14 protein-coding genes are annotated in these 15,751 nt (G+C 77.0%); 2 read left to right on the top strand and 12 right to left on the bottom strand.

What is annotated here, in order from left to right; all coding sequences use genetic code 11:
- Nucleotides 1-21: 21 nt before the first annotated feature.
- On the bottom strand, nucleotides 22-1,101 hold the full coding sequence (locus tag AC5FZL_RS09915; protein ID WP_493618421.1) for a GGDEF domain-containing protein: 1,080 nt from the start codon (nucleotides 1,099-1,101) through the stop codon (nucleotides 22-24).
- 45 nt (nucleotides 1,102-1,146) lie between these two features.
- The gene (locus AC5FZL_RS09910; protein ID WP_493618420.1) at nucleotides 1,147-2,352 is read right to left on the bottom strand and encodes an osmoprotectant NAGGN system M42 family peptidase; all 1,206 of its coding nucleotides are present in this window, start codon (nucleotides 2,350-2,352) and stop codon (nucleotides 1,147-1,149) included.
- Between the two features lie 89 nt (nucleotides 2,353-2,441).
- Here AC5FZL_RS09910 and AC5FZL_RS09905 point away from each other — a divergent pair, with 89 nt between their 5' ends.
- Nucleotides 2,442-4,850 (top strand): putative bifunctional diguanylate cyclase/phosphodiesterase, encoded by a 2,409-nt coding sequence (locus AC5FZL_RS09905; protein WP_493618419.1) that lies wholly within the window; start codon nucleotides 2,442-2,444, stop codon nucleotides 4,848-4,850.
- Nucleotides 4,847-6,553 carry a DUF2207 domain-containing protein gene (locus tag AC5FZL_RS09900; RefSeq protein WP_493618418.1) on the top strand — a complete coding sequence of 569 codons (1,707 nt, stop codon included), beginning with the start codon at nucleotides 4,847-4,849 and terminating at the stop codon, nucleotides 6,551-6,553. The genes AC5FZL_RS09905 and AC5FZL_RS09900 overlap by 4 nt, the downstream gene beginning before the upstream one ends.
- Nucleotides 6,554-6,703: 150 nt before the next feature.
- Here AC5FZL_RS09900 and AC5FZL_RS09895 read toward each other — a convergent pair whose 3' ends face one another.
- From AC5FZL_RS09895 to ribD, 10 genes are all read right to left on the bottom strand, one after another.
- Nucleotides 6,704-6,850, bottom strand: a complete 147-nt coding sequence (locus tag AC5FZL_RS09895) for a hypothetical protein (RefSeq protein ID WP_493618417.1) — start codon at nucleotides 6,848-6,850, stop codon at nucleotides 6,704-6,706.
- Nucleotides 6,851-6,917: 67 nt separating this feature from the next.
- Nucleotides 6,918-8,717 carry an N-acetylglutaminylglutamine synthetase gene (gene ngg, locus AC5FZL_RS09890; RefSeq protein WP_493618416.1) on the bottom strand — a complete coding sequence of 600 codons (1,800 nt, stop codon included), beginning with the start codon at nucleotides 8,715-8,717 and terminating at the stop codon, nucleotides 6,918-6,920.
- Complete coding sequence (locus AC5FZL_RS09885; RefSeq protein ID WP_493618415.1) at nucleotides 8,717-10,513, bottom strand: N-acetylglutaminylglutamine amidotransferase; 1,797 nt, start codon at nucleotides 10,511-10,513, stop codon at nucleotides 8,717-8,719. The genes ngg and AC5FZL_RS09885 overlap by 1 nt, the downstream gene beginning before the upstream one ends.
- 51 nt (nucleotides 10,514-10,564) lie before the next feature.
- Nucleotides 10,565-10,978: an ATP-binding protein gene (locus AC5FZL_RS09880; protein ID WP_493618414.1), complete on the bottom strand. Its 414-nt coding sequence runs from the start codon at nucleotides 10,976-10,978 to the stop codon at nucleotides 10,565-10,567.
- 94 nt (nucleotides 10,979-11,072) lie between these two features.
- Nucleotides 11,073-11,582 carry a septum formation family protein gene (locus AC5FZL_RS09875; protein ID WP_493618413.1) on the bottom strand — a complete coding sequence of 170 codons (510 nt, stop codon included), beginning with the start codon at nucleotides 11,580-11,582 and terminating at the stop codon, nucleotides 11,073-11,075.
- A gap of 105 nt (nucleotides 11,583-11,687) precedes the next feature.
- Complete coding sequence (locus AC5FZL_RS09870) at nucleotides 11,688-12,503, bottom strand: exodeoxyribonuclease III (RefSeq protein ID WP_493618412.1); 816 nt, start codon at nucleotides 12,501-12,503, stop codon at nucleotides 11,688-11,690.
- A gap of 63 nt (nucleotides 12,504-12,566) precedes the next feature.
- Entirely contained in the window at nucleotides 12,567-13,049 is a 483-nt protein-coding gene (gene ribH, locus AC5FZL_RS09865; protein WP_493618411.1) for a 6,7-dimethyl-8-ribityllumazine synthase, read from the bottom strand.
- Nucleotides 13,046-14,317: a bifunctional 3,4-dihydroxy-2-butanone-4-phosphate synthase/GTP cyclohydrolase II gene (locus tag AC5FZL_RS09860; protein ID WP_493618410.1), complete on the bottom strand. Its 1,272-nt coding sequence runs from the start codon at nucleotides 14,315-14,317 to the stop codon at nucleotides 13,046-13,048. The genes ribH and AC5FZL_RS09860 overlap by 4 nt, the downstream gene beginning before the upstream one ends.
- On the bottom strand, nucleotides 14,314-14,907 hold the full coding sequence (locus AC5FZL_RS09855; protein WP_493618409.1) for a riboflavin synthase: 594 nt from the start codon (nucleotides 14,905-14,907) through the stop codon (nucleotides 14,314-14,316). The genes AC5FZL_RS09860 and AC5FZL_RS09855 overlap by 4 nt, the downstream gene beginning before the upstream one ends.
- Nucleotides 14,907-15,751: bifunctional diaminohydroxyphosphoribosylaminopyrimidine deaminase/5-amino-6-(5-phosphoribosylamino)uracil reductase RibD (gene ribD / locus AC5FZL_RS09850; protein ID WP_493618408.1), on the bottom strand; the 845-nt coding region annotated here is incomplete at its 5' end. The genes ribD and AC5FZL_RS09855, both read right to left, overlap by 1 nt.

The following is a 15,751-nucleotide window of genomic DNA, read 5'->3' as shown; positions in this document are numbered from 1 at the left end:
TCCCCGGGTGCCGCCGCCCGGTCAGGCGGTCGGCTCGAGGCGGCCCGTCGGGGCGTCGGGCCGGAGGGCCACGCCCAGCCCGCCCGTGCTGGCCCGGCCGGCGAGGCCCGCGTGCTTGGCGCGGTAGAGGTCGGAGTCGGCCGCGGCGTAGAGCCTGCGCCGGTCGTGGGAGGGGCTCGCCGCGTGCCCCACGCCCGCGCTGGCGCTGAGGACGAGCACCTGTCCGCCCTGCAGGTGCAGGGGCTGGCCGCCCACGGCCGCGACCACCTCGGCGGCCCGACGGCGGGCGCTCTCGGGCGAGCACGCGCGCAGGAGGAGGGCGAACTCGTCGCCGCCGAGCCGGCACAGCACGTCGCCGGGTCGCGAGGTCGAGCGCAGGCACTCGGCCACGCGGACCAGCGCGTCGTCTCCCACGGGGTGGCCCCAGGTGTCGTTGACCGCCTTGAAGGCGTCGAGGTCCAGCAGGACCAGGGCGCAGCCGTCCGGGTGCGCCTCGGCCAGCGCGGCCTCCAGCGCGTCGTCCAGCACCCGGCGGGTGGCGAGCCCGGTGAGCGGGTCGGCCGACGCCTGGGCCCGCAGCGCCGCCACCAGGCGCTCGGTCCGGTCCGCGGAGCGCACCAGGAGGGCGGCCGTGGTGATGGTGGTGGTGCCCACGTACACCGCGTCGGTCAGCGCCTGGGCCATCGGCAGCAGCGTGAACACGACGACGCAGTGGCCGGCCACGGCCAGGAGCACGGCCAGCGCGGCGCCCGCGGCGCGCACCTGCGTGGCGGCGTACAGCGCCGGGAGCAGGAAGAAGACCTGAGCGGCCGCGGACGCGTCGCGGGTGACGAGGTCGAGCCCGACGATCGTCGCCACGCCCGCGCCAGCGACGACCAGCGTCGCCGGGCCGACCCAGCGCTCGCGCAGCCGCGGCACGGCCGCCGCGAGCAGGACCAGGCAGCCGGGGACGACGCAGGTGGTGACCCACCCCGCTGCACCGGGGGCCGGCACGGCGAGGCCGAACACGAGCGTGATCCCTGCCGCGACCAGGCACAGCACGGCAGCCGTGCGGCCGGCGTGCCGGGCGTCACGCGGCTGCAGCGAGCGGGCGAGGTCCACGTCGGCGCATCGGCACCCCGACGGCCGCGGTTGAGGACCGGACGCTCAGACGGCGGAGTCGAGGTCCGGCAGGACCGTCTCGCGGGGCGCGGGCTGGACGCTGTCGCTGGGGAAGTCCTCCAGCGAGCCGGCCGGCTGGCGGTCCCAGTCCGCGAAGGTCAGGTCGGTCTGCAGGTACAGGACGAGGAGCCGGGACAGGGCCACGAGCCCGTCCAGGTGCGTGCGCTCGTGGCCGTGGCTGGACTCCACGCCGACGCCGAGCAGCGCCGCCCGCGCCTCCACGCCCGCCTCCAGCGCGGGGGCGGCGTCGGAGCGGTAGTGCCGGTAGACGTCGCGGCGCACGGGCACCCCGTGCTCGTCGGCGAGCGCGAGCAGCCGGCGCGAGAGGTGGTAGTCGAAGGGGCCGGTCATGTCGAGCAGGCCGACGTTGACGGTCTCCTCCAGGGACTGCTGGCCCTCGGCCACGACGGCGTTGTCGACGGCGACGAGCTCGGCGACGTCGGGCCCGAAGCCGTGGGTGGCGCCGAAGCCCACCTCCTCGCCGATGGTCACCAGCAGCTGGGCGGTCACCGGCAGCACGACGCCCGCCTCGGTGACGGCCTTCAGCGCCGCCAGGCAGGCGGCCAGGCCGGCCTTGTCGTCGAGGTGGCGGCTCTTGACGTAGCCGGCCGCGGTGATGCGCGGGTCGGCGTCCAGCGCCACGAAGTCCCCGACCTGGATGCCGAGGGCCGTGACGTCGCTGGCGCTGGCGACCGGCTCGTCGACGCGCACCTCGACCTGGTGCCAGCCGACGCCCTGGGTGTCGATCTCGTCGCCGTAGGTGTGCCCGCTGCTGAGCAGCGGGAGGACGGTCCCGCTGTACACCCGGTCAGGGTCGTCGGTCATGATCGTCACGTGCGCGCCCTCGGAGAAGCGGGCGCTGTGCGAGCCGACCGGGACGACCTCCAGGCGCCCGTCCTCCTTGAGCCGCTTGACCATGCACCCGATCGTGTCGGCGTGGACCACCACGGCGCGGCGGACGGCGTGCGAGCTGCCGGCCACGCGGGCGCGCAGCAGGCCCCGGCGGGTGAGGTCGAAGGGGACGCCGAGCTCGGCGATCCGGTCGCCGATCAGCTGCACGACGGCGTCGGTGCGGCCCGACGGGCTGGGCACGCGCAGCAGCTCGAGCATCACCGTGCGCAGGTACTCGACGTCGATCGGCAGGTCGACCGGGGAGTCAGTGCGGGCCACGGGCTGCGGGGACGAGGTCACGGACGGCCAGGTTAGCCCGGGCGCCGCCGACGGGCGCCCCCGCAGCGGTCCCGCTTCAAGACCGGCCGCCCACCTGCCGATGGGCAGGCGTGGGAACCCGAGCACGGCTGCGCGCCGTCCGAGCGCTGCGCGTCGCCCTGCTGGCGGCCGTGGCCGTCTTCGCCGTCGGCGTGGTGGCGCGCTGGGACCACCCCGGCCAGGTCGTGGTGCTCGACGTCGGCGTCTACGGCGGCGCGTACCTCCTCGGCGCGCTCCTCCTGCTGCTGCAGCCCGCCGCCAGCCCCCAGGACCGGCGGGCCTGGCGGGCGCTGGCCGCCGGGATGCTCATCACCACCGCGGGCGACCTCTACTACTCCTTCGTGCTGGCACGCCAGGCCGAGCCGCCCTACCCCTCGCTCGCCGACGCCCTCTACCTCGCGTGGTACCCGCTGGTCTACCTGGCCGTGGTGCTCCTCATGCGCGCCCGGGTCCGCCGCTTCTACCCGAGCACGGCGCTGGACGGCGTGGTCGCGGGCCTGGGAGCGGCCGCGCTGGCCACGGCGGTCGTGCTCGGCGGGCTGATCGCGCTCGACGGCGCGTCGCTCGCCGAGATCGCGACGAACCTCGCCTACCCGGTGGCCGACCTGCTCCTCATCGTCGTGCTGGTGGCCGGGTTCGGGGCCCTGGGCCTGCGCGTCAGCCGCTCCCTGGTGCTGGTCGTCGCCGGGCTGGCCCTGACCACGGCGGCGGACGTGCTCTTCCTCGTCTCCTCGGCCCAGGGCACCTACGCCGAGGGCGGCCCGCTGGACCTGCTGTGGCTGCTCGGCGTCGTCGCGCTCGCGCACGCGCCCGGGAGCCCGGTGGCACCGCCGGCGTCCGCGTCCGCCGCGCCGCAGGAGGCTCCGGCGGACGAGGGGCGGGCGCCGGTCACCCTGCGCGTGCTGGTGCTGCCGGCGACGGCCGTGCTGGCCAGCCTGGCGCTGCTCGCCGTCACCCAGGTCCACCGGCTGCCGGCCCTCGCCGGCCTGCTCGCCGTCGCCTGCGTCGTCGTCGGCCTGCTCCGGGTCGCGCTGACCTTCCGCGACGTCCGCGAGCGCGAGCAGGCGGACTTCACCCGCGTGCACGGCCAGGCCCGCACCGACGAGCTCACCGGGCTGCCCAACCGCCGAGCGCTGTACGAGGCGTGCGACGCGCTCGTCGCCCGGGCGACCCCCGCCCGACCGGCCTCGCTGCTCATGCTCGACCTCGACCGCTTCAAGGAGATCAACGACTCGCTGGGCCACGCCGCCGGCGACGACCTGCTGCGCCAGGTGGCCGTTCGGGTCGCCGCGGCGCTGCAGGCCCAGGGACCGGGCGCCTCGGCCCTGCTGGCGCGCCTGGGCGGCGACGAGTTCGCGGCGGCGCTCCCCGAGACCGACCTCGAGGCCGCCCTGGCCGCGGGCCGGCGGGTGCGGGCGGCTCTCGCCGACCCCTTCGTCGTCGAGGGGATCCGCCTGCACGTCGACGCCAGCATCGGGGTGTCCACGACCACCGGGCCCGCCACCGGCCGCAGCGAGCTCATGCGCAGCGCGGACGCCGCGATGTACCAGGCCAAGCGCGAGCGCGAGGGCGTGGCCGCCGCGACCGGCGAGCTGGGCGCCGAGGCCCAGGTGCGCCTGCGCACGCTGGAGGAGCTGCGGTCGGCCCTGGACGAGCCCGACGACGGCCGCGCCCACGGGCGGCTCGTGGTGCACCTGCAGCCGCAGGTCGCCCTGGCGGCGGGCGCGGGCGGGCGGGTCGCGGGGGTCGAGGCGCTGGTCCGCTGGGAGCACCCCGAGCGCGGGCTCCTGGCGCCGGACGCGTTCCTGCCCCTGGCCGCGACCGCCGGGCTGATGGGCCGGGTCACCGACGTCGTCCTGGACCTCGCCCTCGACGCGTGCGCGCGCTGGTGGGCCGCGGGCCACGCGGTGCCGGTCTCGGTGAACGTCTGCGCCGAGGACGTCGGCGCCCCGACGCTGCCGGCGCGCGTCGCCGCGGCGCTGGAGCGCTCCGGCCTGCCGGCGGGCGCGCTCGTGCTGGAGCTCACGGAGGAGGCGCTGGTCAGCGACCCGGCCCGCGCCCGCCGCCACCTCGACGCCGTGCGCGCACTGGGCGTGCGCGTCTCGCTCGACGACTACGGCACCGGGTGGTCCTCGCTCGCGTACCTGCGCGACCTGGCGCTGGACGAGCTCAAGCTGGACCGCAGCTTCACCGCCGGCGTGGTCGAGGACGCCGGGGCGGCGGCGATCGTGCGCACCACGGTGGACCTGGCCCACGCCCTGGGGCTGCGGCTGGTCGCCGAGGGCATCGAGGACGCCCGCGCCCGCCAGGCGCTCGCGGACCTCGGGTGCGACCTCGGCCAGGGCTGGGAGGTCGCCCGGCCGATGCCGGCGGCCGCGCTCGTGGCCTGGCTCGCGGACCGCTCGAGCGCCCAGCCGGCGGCGGCGGGCGCCGTGGGCCCTGTCGCCGCGACGGGGGTGCCCTCTACCGTCGGCCCGTGAGCCGACGCCGTCCTCAGCGCTCGCGCGCGGTCCTGGCCTGCGCGGCCGCCGTCGCCCTGCTCCTCCTGGGCGCCGGCCCGGCCGCCGCCCAGGAGGAGCCCGGCGACGACGAGCTGATCCGCTCCTACGAGGTCGACCTCGTCGTCGACGACGACGGCGCCCTGGCCGTCACGGAGACGATCGTCTACGACTTCGGCGAGCAGGAGCGGCACGGCATCGAGCGCCGGATCCCGGTGCGCGGGCCCTGGGACCAGACCCACGACCGCGTCACCCCCCTGAGCGACCTGGAGGTCGAGAGCCCCTCCGGCGCCCCGGCGGACGTGGAGGTCACCGACGACGACGGCACCACCGCGCGCATCGGCGACCCCGACGTCGAGGTCAGCGGTGCGCAGACCTACGTGCTGCGCTACCGCCTCGAGGCCGCGGCCGGCGTCCCCGGCGACCCCGGCGTCGTGCGGGTGGACGCCGTCGGCACCGGCTGGGCGGTTCCGGTCGAGTCGGCCTCGGTGCGCCTGAGCGGGCCCGTCCCGGCCACCGGCGGGCGCTGCTCGACCGGGGAGGACGGCGACCGCGGCGGCTGCTCGGCGCAGGTGCGCGACGGTGCGGTGACCGCCGCGGCCGAGGACCTCGAGCCGGGCCAGGGCCTGACGGTGGAGGCGGACTTCCCGTCCGGGACGTTCCCCGTCGCCCCGCGGCTCGTCGACACGTTCAGCCCGGCGCGCGCCTTCTCCGCGACTCCCGCGACGCTCGGCACCACCGCCGCGGTGCTCCTGGCGCTGCTGGCGGCCGTGGGTGCCCGGCTGCGGCGCGGCCGCTCCCGCCCGGGCGCCCCGGCGACCGTGGAGGCCTCCCCGCCGGACGGGGCGCGACCGGCCCAGCTCGGCACGCTGCTCGACGGCCGGGCGGACCGGCACGAGCTCACCGCGACGCTGCTGGACCTCGCGGTGCGCGGCCACCTGGTGGTCGAGGAGGTCGAGGACGGCGAGTCCGAGGAGGGCGAGGCGGCGACGGACTGGCGCCTGCGCGCCACGGGCGCGGCCGACGGCTCCCTGCGCCCCTACGAGCGCGCCGCCCTGGACCTCGTGCGCGCCGAGCCCGCAGGTCTCCTCGTCTCCGAGCTGCGCGCCTCCTCCGGCCTGGCGCCGGTGCTGGCCGAGCTGCACCGCGACGTCGTCGACCTCGGGTGGTTCACCGCCGACCCCGCCGCCGTGCGCCGCCGCTGGTACCTCGTCGGCGCCCTCGTGCTGCTCGGCGGGCTCGCGCTCACCGTCGTGCTGGCCGCCGCCACGACGTGGGCGCTCGTCGGGCTGCCGGTGGTGCTCGTCGGCCTGGTGCTGCTCTGCACCGCGCACGCCATGCCGGTGCGGACGCCGACCGGCGCGGCCGAGCTGGCGCGCACCCGGGCGTTCCGCGCGCACCTGGAGCAGCTGGAGCCGCAGGGCGCGGACGTCGACCGGCTGCTCCCCCACGCGATCGCCCTCGGGCTGGCCGGGCGCTGGGAGGAGCGCCTCAGCGGTAGCCGGCAGCCCGCGCCCGGCTGGTACCGGCCCAGCGCGGGAGGCCAGCCGGGGTACCCCGTGGCGCTGTACCCGGCGGTGTTCGGGTTCTCCTCGGCCAGCAGCTCCCCGCCGGCCCCGGCCGGGGGCGGGAGCGGCACGAGCGTCAGCGCGGGCGTCGGGGGCGGTGGCGGTGGCAGCTGGTGACCGCCGGTGCCCTTGACGGGGGCCGGGGCCGGGAGCCCCGGCGTCCGCGCCCGAGCCCCCGGGGCTGTCCGCACGCGCCGAGCCGCCGACCGAGCAGCGGGTCGACCTCACCGGCGAGCGCTGACCCGGGCTGTCAGAACGACGACGCGCTCAGGCGCGCTCTCGTGCTGACACCGACGGGGCGCGCAGCGCGAGGCGCCGAGCGAGGTCGAACGCGGCCGCGAGCGCGGGCGTGCACACCGGGAAGGGCAGCCCGCCGGCCAGCGTCACCCCCCGGTCGAAGCCGATGAGCTTCATCGCCCCGCGGCGTCCACGCCCTCCGCCCGGAGGTCCGGACGGGACGGTCCCGCAGCACGGCGGCGACTCAGCGGCGGCGGGTCTCGGGGAAGAGCAGGTCGACGAAGCGCTGCGCGGTGGGCTGCGGCTCGTGGTTGGCCAGGCCCGGCCGCTCGTTGGCCTCGATGACCACGTGCTCGGGCCCGCTGACGTCCGGGACGAGGAAGTCCATGCCGGTCACCGGGATGCCGATCGCCCGGCTCGCCCGGCGCGCCGCCTCGGCCACGGCGGGGTGGAGCGCGTCGGTGACGTCGTCGATGGTCCCGCCGGTGTGGAGGTTCGCGGTGCGGCGCACGGCGAGCACCTCCCCGCGGGGCAGGACGGCGTCCAGCGTGCGCCCGGCCTCGGCCACCACCGCCTCGGTGGTGGCGTCCAGCGGGATCGAGGACTCCCCGCCGGTGGCCTGCTGGCGGCGCCGGGACTGGCGGCGCACCAGCTCGGCGACGGTGTCGCGCCCGTTTCCGACGACGGCCGCGGGCCGGCGCACCGCCGCGGCGACCACCTCGTGGTCGATGACGACCACCCGCAGGTCCTCCCCCGCCACGCGCTCCTCGACGAGCACGTCGGGGCAGAAGGCGAGCGCGTGCTCGACGGCGCGCACGAGGGCCGCGTCGGAGGTCACCCCCACGGTGATCCCGCGGCCCTGCTCGCCGCGGGCGGGCTTGACGACGACGTCGCCCACCTCGGCCAGCAGCGCCCGGGCGGGGGCCAGGGCGGCGTCCAGCGCGGCCGCGCCGCCCTCGGCGCCGCCCTGCCCCGGGCTGACCTCGGCCCCGCGCGGCACCGACAGGCCCGCGGCCGCCAGCAGCCGCCGGGTGACCCGCTTGTCGTCGCAGCGGCTCATCGCGACGGCGCTGGTCAGCTCCGAGAGCGACTCGCGGGTGAGCAGGCTGCGCCCGGCGTGCTCCAGGCGCACCTCGCCGGAGGCGGCGTCGGTGACCTGCACGCGGATGCCGCGGCGCAGCGCCTCGTCGACGACGATCCGGGCGTAGGGGTTCAGCGCGTCCAGCGCGGCCGGCTGCGGGGAGTACAGCGGCTGGTTGATGGGGTTCTTGCGCTTGACGCACACCGGCGGGGCCAGGCCGAAGCCCAGCTTGCGGTAGAGGTTGATCGCGCCGGTGTTGCTGTGCAGCACCGACAGGTCCAGGTAGGCCCGACCGCGCCCGATGTAGCGCTCGGCCAGGCGGCGCACCAGGGCCTCGCCGGTGCCGGGCGGGGCGGCCTGGCGGTCGACCGCCAGGCACCACAGGCTCGCGCCGCGCTCGGGGTCGGCGAAGGCCAGGGCGTGGTCGACGCCGGTGACGGTGCCGACCACCGCGCCGGTGCGGGTGTCCTCGGCGATGAGGTAGGTGAACGTCCGCGTGTGCTGGTTGGCCCACATCACGTCGACGTCGGCCTGCACCATGCCGGCGCTCGCGTAGAGGCGGTTGACCTCCTCCAGCTCCTCGCGGGCCTGGAGGGTGCGGACCTCGACGTCGCGGACGGCGTCGCGGCGCTGGCGGTAGGTGTGCAGCGGCAGGCGGTAGGTGTAGGAGGGGTCGACGAAGAGCTCGTACGGGCTGACCCCGACGAGCACCTGGGGGTTCGGCACGTAGCAGGCGATGTCGCGGCGGCCGCTCTCCTCCGCGCGCAGGGCCTCGAGGATCCCGCGCTGGTCGGCGAAGGTGTGCCCGAAGACCAGCCGCCCCCAGCCCATGTCCAGGACGACGTCGGCGCCCATCTCGGCCGTGGCCCAGCGGGACGGGCGCATCCACGACCGCGTGACGACGGCCCCGTCCGCCCTGCCCCGCGGCCCGGCCACGCGCGACCGCCGGCGGCGTCCGCTCATCAGTCGATCCCGTGCGACTGCAGCCACAGCTCCAGGAGGCCCAGCTGCCACAGGGGGTTGCCCCGCAGCGGCGTGAGCTCGGCGTTCGGCGCGGCCAGCAGGCCGCGGACGGCCTCCGGGCGGAACAGCCCCCGGCGCTGGGCGGCCTCGGAGGTCAGCGCGTCGCGCACGAGGCCGAGCACCTTGCCGTCCAGGTGGGTCAGCGCCGGCACCGGGAAGTAGCCCTTGGGCCGGTCGATCACCTCGCGGGGGATGGTGCGGCGCCCGATCGCCTTGAGCACGCCCTTGCCGCCGTCGGCGAGCTTGAGCTCGGGCGGGCACGCGGCCGCGAGCTCGACGAGGTCGTGGTCGAGGAAGGGCACGCGGGCCTCCAGGCCCCAGGCCATCGAGGTGTTGTCCACGCGCTTGACCGGGTCGTCGACGAGCATGACCTCGGTGTCCAGGCGCAGCGCGGCGTCCACCGCGGTCGCCGCGCCGGGGCGGCCGAAGTGGGCGGCGACGAAGTCGCGGGAGGCGTCGGTGTGCGGGCCGAGCGCGGCCAGCCAGTCCGGGGAGAGCAGCTGGGCCATGCCGGCGGCGTCGCGGTCGAAGAAGGCCCGGGCGTAGGTGTCCACGGCCTGCTCGCGGTCGACGCCGGCCAGCGGCGGGTACCAGTGGTAGCCGGCGAAGACCTCGTCGGCCCCCTGCCCGGACTGCACGACCCTGATGTCCTGGGAGACCCGCTCGCACAGCAGGTCGAAGGCCACCACGTCGTGGCTGACCATCGGCTCGCTCATCGCCCCGATCGTGTGGCCCAGGGCGCCGACCAGCGCGTCGCCGTCCACCCGGATCCGGTGGTGGTCGGTGGCGTAGCGCTCGGCGATGACGTCGGAGTACTGGAACTCGTCGCCCTCGCGCCCGCCGGCGGACTCGAAGCCGATGCTGAACGTCGCCAGCCCGCTCTGGCCCTCCTCGGCCAGCAGGCCGACGATGAGGCTGGAGTCCAGGCCGCCGGACAGCAGCACCCCGACCGGCAGGTCGGAGACCAGGCGCCGGCGCACGGCGGTGCGCAGGGCGTCCTCGATGGCGTCCTCCCAGTCGCGGGCGGACCAGCCCGCGTGCTCGGCGCGGCGCTCGTAGCTCGGCTGCCAGTACACGTGCTCGGACGTCGTCCCGTCGGCCTCGACGACCCGCACCGTCGCCGGCGGCAGCTTCTTGACCCCGTTGAGGATCGTGCGCGGGGCCGGGACGACCGCGTGCCAGGACAGGTAGTGGTGCAGGGCGACCGGGTCGATGGAGGTGTCGACGCCGCCGCCGGTCACCAGCGCCGGCAGGGAGGAGGCGAAGCGCAGCCGCCCGGGGGTCTCCGCCAGGTACAGCGGCTTGATCCCGAGCCGGTCGCGGAACATCACCACCCGCCCGGTGCGGGTCTCGTGCAGCACGACGGCGAACATGCCGACGAGGCGGTCGACGACCGCGGTGCCCCACTGGGCGTAGCCCTTGAGCACGACCTCGGTGTCGGAGTGCGAGCGGAAGCGGTGGCCCGCGGCCTCCAGCTCGGCGCGCAGCTCCTGGTAGTTGTAGATGCAGCCGTTGAAGACGCCGACCAGGCCGCTGTCCTCGTCGGTCATCGGCTGCGCGCCGGCCTCGGAGAGGTCGATGACCGCCAGCCGCCGGTGCGCGAACGCGACCGGCCCGCGGGCCCAGGCGCCCTCGCCGTCCGGCCCGCGCGGGGCGAGGACCTCCGACATCCGGTCCACCGCGGCGGCGTCGGCCTCGCGGCCGTCGAACCTGATCTCACCCGAGAGCCCGCACATGCCACACCATGCAACCCGCACCGGCGCCGGAGCGCGAATCCGCGGCGCGCCCTAGCGCTCCAGGCGGTACCAGAGCGTGCGGACGCCGTCGTAGACGCGCAGGTCCCACGAGCCGGCGACCATGTCGAGCACCTGGCGGCTGTGCTCGGCCACGTCGGGCGGGCCGTCGGCGCGCGGCTGCGAGGCGGCGCGCGGCTGCGCGGCGCGCGCCTGCGTGGTGACCGTCACCTGGACCCGGCGCGGGCCGAGCCCGACCTCGACGGCGATCTCCGCCCCGGTGCCGTGCCGCACGCAGTCGGTGGCCAGCTCCGAGACGCACAGCACCGCGGCGTCCAGCAGGGAGCGGTCGGTGACGCCGTGCTCGACGAGCACGTCCTCGACGAGCAGCCGCGCCGCTCCGACGGAGGCCGCCACGCGCGGCAGCGCCTCGCGGGCCACCGCCGTGCCCCCGCTGAGCAGGGACACGGGAGCGACCCCTGACCTGCGACCCGGCATGCTCACGACGGTAGCCGGGGCGCCGCCACCTCGCCCGGCGTGCGCGCCGCGATGCCGCTCCGGGTCAGCGCTGCGCGCCTTCGAGGCTGCCGGTCACGTCGCCGGCCGGGTCGTAGACGAGGCACAGCACCTCGCGGTCGCCGTCGGCCCAGGACTGCTCCGTCGGCTCCATGGTGGTGATGTCGAGCACGGAGTCCTCGTAGGCGAGCCCCACGAACTCGGTGAACGCCGGCAGGCACTGCTCCTCGGCGTGGGCGACGAGCGCGTCCTCGTCCGGGAAGTCGCCGTCGGGCAGCTCGGTGCTGAGGTACACCTCGTCGCTGTGCGGCTCGTCGCAGGGCACCGTGGGCACGCTGGCCACGTCCCCCTCGGGGCCACCGCCGAGGCAGTCGCCCACGCGCAGGGCGAAGACGTCGGCGTCGTCGACCGCCTCGGTGATCTCCCCCGTCTCGGCGTCGCGCGTCGGCTGGGACGGAGCGCAGGCTGCTGCGGACAGGGCCAGCGCGACGAGCGCGCCAGCGCCCGCGGCACGGGCCCGGGCGCCGGAGCGGGCAGGGCGACGGGTGCGGAGCACGGACGACCACCTCTCGAGAGGCGCGCCCCCCGGCGCGCACCGCGACCGTAGGGGCACAGCGCGCTCACAGGAGCGCGACACGACGGACGTCGCCCGGATGCGCCGCTAGCGGTACTGCACCACCACCGGGGCGTGGTCGCTGAACCGCTCGGCGTAGGACGCCGCCCGGTCGACCGCGGCCTCCGCGGCGCGCTCGGCGAGGTCCGGGGTGGCGAGCTGGTAGTCGATCCGCCAGCCGGTGTCCTTGTCGAAGGCCTGCCCGCGCCAGGACCACCAGGCGTACGGCCCGCTCTGGTCCGGGTGCAGCGCGCGGACGACGTCGACCCACCCGAGCTCGTCGAACCAGCGGTCGAAGTAGGCGCGCTCCGCCGGGAGGAAGCCCGCCTTCTTCGCGTTGCCCTTCCAGTTCTTCAGGTCCGCCTCGCGGTGCGCGACGTTGAGGTCGCCGCAGACCAGGGCGGTGGCACCGGCCTCGCGCAGGGCCGCCATCCGGGCCGTCATGGCGTCGAGGAAGGCGTACTTGTCGTCCTGCTTGGGGGTGTCGGCCTCCCCGGAGTGCACGTACGCGCTGACCACCGTGACCGGCCCGTCGGGGGTCTGCACGTCCAGCTCCACCCAGCGCCCCGTGCCGTCGAAGCGCGGGTGCAGGGTGGCCCGCTGCTCGCCCACCGGCAGGCGGGTGGCCACCGCGACGCCGGCGCGGCCCTTGGTGCCGGCGTCGGTGGGCTCGCAGTGGGCGACGTGCCAGCCGTCGCCGAGCGCCTCGTCGAGCAGCGCGCCGAGCGTGGCGTCGTCGGCCCGCACCTCCTGGAGGCAGAGCACGTCCGGGTTCCGCTGCGCGAGCCACGGGGTCATCCCGCGGCGCACGGCGGCCCGGATGCCGTTGACGTTGACGGTCGCGACGGTCAGCACGCCCGACATCCTGCCGACTCCCGGTGGTCGCGGTCGCCGGGGCCCTCCCTGGGGGCGCCAGGTGGTGTCCTCCTACCGGGCCGGGGGCAGGTCGCGCAGCACCAGGGCGGTGGCGACGGCGGCCGTGGCGGCCTCGTGGCCCTTGTCCTCGCGCGAGCCGGGCAGCCCGGCGCGGTCCAGCGCCTGGGCGTCGTCGTCACAGGTGAGCAGCCCGAACCCGACCGGGACGCCGGTCTGCTCGGCCACCGCCGACAGCCCCGCCGTGGCCGCCGAGCACACGTAGTCGAAGTGCGGGGTCCCGCCGCGCACGACGACCCCGAGGGCGACGACGGCGTCGTAGCCCTGCTGCGCGGCGCGGCGCACGACCACCGGCAGCTCGAAGCTGCCCGGCACCCGCACCACCACCGGGTCGGCCACCCCCGCCTCGGCGAGCGCCCGCAGGGCGCCGGCCACGAGGCCGTCCATGACCTCGGCGTGCCAGGACGCCGCCACCACCGCCACGCGCAGCCCCTGCGCGCCCTCGACGTGCAGGTCCGGTGCTCCGCTGCCGCTCATCGCTCTCCCTCGTCCGGTGCTGTGGTCGTGCCGGTGGTCGTGCTCGGCAGGCCGCCCAGGTCGTGGCCCATCCGGTCGCGCTTGGTGCGCAGGTAGCGCAGGTTCTCGGCCGTCACCGGCACCGGGGCGGCCACCCGCTCCAGCACCGGGACGCCGTGCGCCTCCAGCGCCGCCTGCTTGTCGGGGTTGTTGCTGACCAGCCGCACCGAGCGCACGCCGAGGTCGCGCAGCACCGCGGCGCCGGTGCCGTAGTCGCGGGCGTCCACGGGCAGCCCCAGGGCGAGGTTGGCGTCGACGGTGTCGGCGCCGGCGTCCTGCAGCGCGTAGGCGCGCAGCTTGTCGGTCAGCCCGATCCCCCGGCCCTCGTGGCCGCGCAGGTAGACCACGACGCCCCGCCCCGCGGCGACCACGGCGTCCAGCGCGGCGTCCAGCTGCTCCCCGCAGTCGCAGCGGGTGGAGCCGAGCGCGTCCCCGGTCAGGCACTCGGAGTGCAGCCGCACGAGGACGCCGTCCTGCCCCGCGACGTCGCCGGCCACGAGGGCCACGGTCTCCACCCCGTCGGCGACCGAGCGGTAGCCGACCGCCTGGAACGTCCCGTGCCGCGTGGGCAGGCGCGCGGACGCCGTCCGCTCGACGAGCACCTCGGTGCGCCGGCGGTGGTCGGCGAGCTCGGCGACGGTGACGAGCACCAGGTCGTGCTCGTCGGCGAAGGCGCGCAGCGCCGGGCCCCGGGCCATCGACCCGTCGTCGGCGACGAGCTCGGCGATGACGCCGACGGGCGCGCACCCGGCCAGGCGGGCCAGGTCGACGGCGGCCTCGGTGTGCCCGCGCCGGGCCAGCACCCCGCCGGGCGCCGCGCGCAGCGGGAAGACGTGCCCGGGCCGGGTGAGGTCGCCCGGGCCGGTGGCCGGGTCGGCCAGCAGGCGCAGGGTGCGGGCGCGGTCGGCGGCGGAGATGCCGGTGGTGACGCCGGTGCGGGCGTCGGTGGACACGGCGTAGGCGGTGCCCTTGGGGTCCTGGTTGTCCGCGACCATCGGCGGCAGCTCCAGGCGCTCGAGGTGCTCGGCGGTCATCGGGGCGCACACCACGCCGCTCGTGTGCCGCACGACGAAGGCCAGCAGCTCCGGCGTCGCGTGCTCGGCGGCCAGCACCAGGTCGCCCTCGTCCTCGCGGTCGGCGTCGTCGACGACGAGCACCGCCTGCCCGGCGGCGACCGCGGCGACCGCCCGCTCGACGGCGGTCGGACCCGTGGCCGGACCCGCGCTCACGAGCGGGCCTCCAGCAGGCGCTCGACGTGCTTGGCGACCACGTCGACCTCGAGGTTGACCGGGTCGCCGACCGCGGCGCGCCCCAGCGTGGTCGCCTCCAGCGTCGTCGGGATGAGGCTGACCGTGAAGGAGCCCGGCTCGACCGAGGCGACGGTCAGGGAGACGCCGTCCACGGCGATCGAGCCCTTCTCCACGACGTAGCGGGCGACCTGCTCGGGCAGGGCGATCCGCACGACCTCCCACCGCTCGCCGGGGGTGCGCTCCAGGACGGCGGCCGTGGCGTCGACGTGGCCCTGCACCAGGTGGCCGCCCAGGCGCGCGGACAGGGTCAGCGGGCGCTCGAGGTTGACCCGGCTGCCCGCCTCCAGGGCGCCGAGGCCGGTGCGGCGCAGCGTCTCGAGCATGACGTCGGCGGTGAAGCGGCCGCCCTCGCGCGCGGTGACGGTGAGGCAGACGCCGTTGACGGCGATCGAGTCGCCCAGCGCCGCGTCGGAGGCCACCAGCGGCCCGTCCACGGTCAGCCGCGCGTCGTCCGCGCCGTGCTCGACCGCGACGACCTCGCCCAGCTCCTCGATGATCCCGGTGAACATCAGCTCTCCCTCAGGGTGCGTGCGGTGATCCGGACGTCGGCGCCCACGGCGCGCACGTCGTCGAGCTCCAGGCGCAGCGCGCCGGAGATGGTCGGAATGCCGAGGTCGCCGACGGCGGCGGGCCCCGCACCGAGCAGCGCGGGCGCGACGTAGGTGACGACGCGGTCGACGAGGCCGGCCCGCAGCGCCGCAGCGGCGAGCGTCGGGCCGCCCTCGAGGAGCGCGCTGCGGACCCCGCGCTCCAGCAGCGCCGCCAGCAGGGCGGCGAGGTCCAGGTGGCCGTCGGCGCCGCGACCGACCTCCGCCGCGGTGGCCACCCAGGTGGGCGCCGCGCCGTCGAGGACGCGGGCGGTGGGGGGCGTGCGCCCGGCGGTGTCGGCCACCACGCGCAGCGGCTGGGCGGCGGCCAGCGCGCCGCTCGCGTCCCGGACGGTCAGGTGCGGGTCGTCGGCGAGCACGGTGCCGACCCCGACGAGGACGGCGTCCACCCGCGCCCGCAGCGCGTGGACGTCGGCGCGCGCCGCCTCGCCGGTGATCCAGCGGCTGGAGCCGTCGGCGGCGGCCACCCGGCCGTCCAGCGTCGTGGCGGTCTTGAGGGTCAGGTGCGGGCGGCGGTGGCGGGCGACGGTGAGCCACCGCTCGTTGCCGCGCTCGGCCTCGGCGGCGAGCAGGCCGCCCTCGACGTCGACGCCGGCGGCGCGCAGCTCATCGGCGCCCCCGCCGGCCACGGGGTCGGGGTCGGCGACCGCGAAGACCACCCGGGCCACCCCGGCGTCCAGCAGCGCCCGCGTGCACGGGCCGGTGCGCCCGGTGTGCCGGCACGGCTCCAGGGTCACCACGGCGG

It is taken from the genome of Quadrisphaera sp. DVD1, assembly GCF_058932755.1.
Note: the sequence above shows the minus strand (reverse complement) of the source record. Positions and strands in the feature narration are given on the sequence as shown.

Excerpts from the sequence above, each read along its gene's own strand:
- AC5FZL_RS09870 (WP_493618412.1), bottom strand. The coding sequence starts at position 12,503 with ATGTCGGGCGTGCTGACCGTCGCGACCGTCAACGTCAACGGCATCCGG.
- AC5FZL_RS09855 (WP_493618409.1), bottom strand. The coding sequence starts at position 14,907 with ATGTTCACCGGGATCATCGAGGAGCTGGGCGAGGTCGTCGCGGTCGAG.
- AC5FZL_RS09885 (WP_493618415.1), bottom strand. The coding sequence starts at position 10,513 with ATGTGCGGGCTCTCGGGTGAGATCAGGTTCGACGGCCGCGAGGCCGAC.
- AC5FZL_RS09895 (WP_493618417.1), bottom strand. The coding sequence starts at position 6,850 with ATGAAGCTCATCGGCTTCGACCGGGGGGTGACGCTGGCCGGCGGGCTG.
- ribH (WP_493618411.1), bottom strand. The coding sequence starts at position 13,049 with ATGAGCGGCAGCGGAGCACCGGACCTGCACGTCGAGGGCGCGCAGGGG.
- ngg (WP_493618416.1), bottom strand. The coding sequence starts at position 8,717 with ATGAGCGGACGCCGCCGGCGGTCGCGCGTGGCCGGGCCGCGGGGCAGG.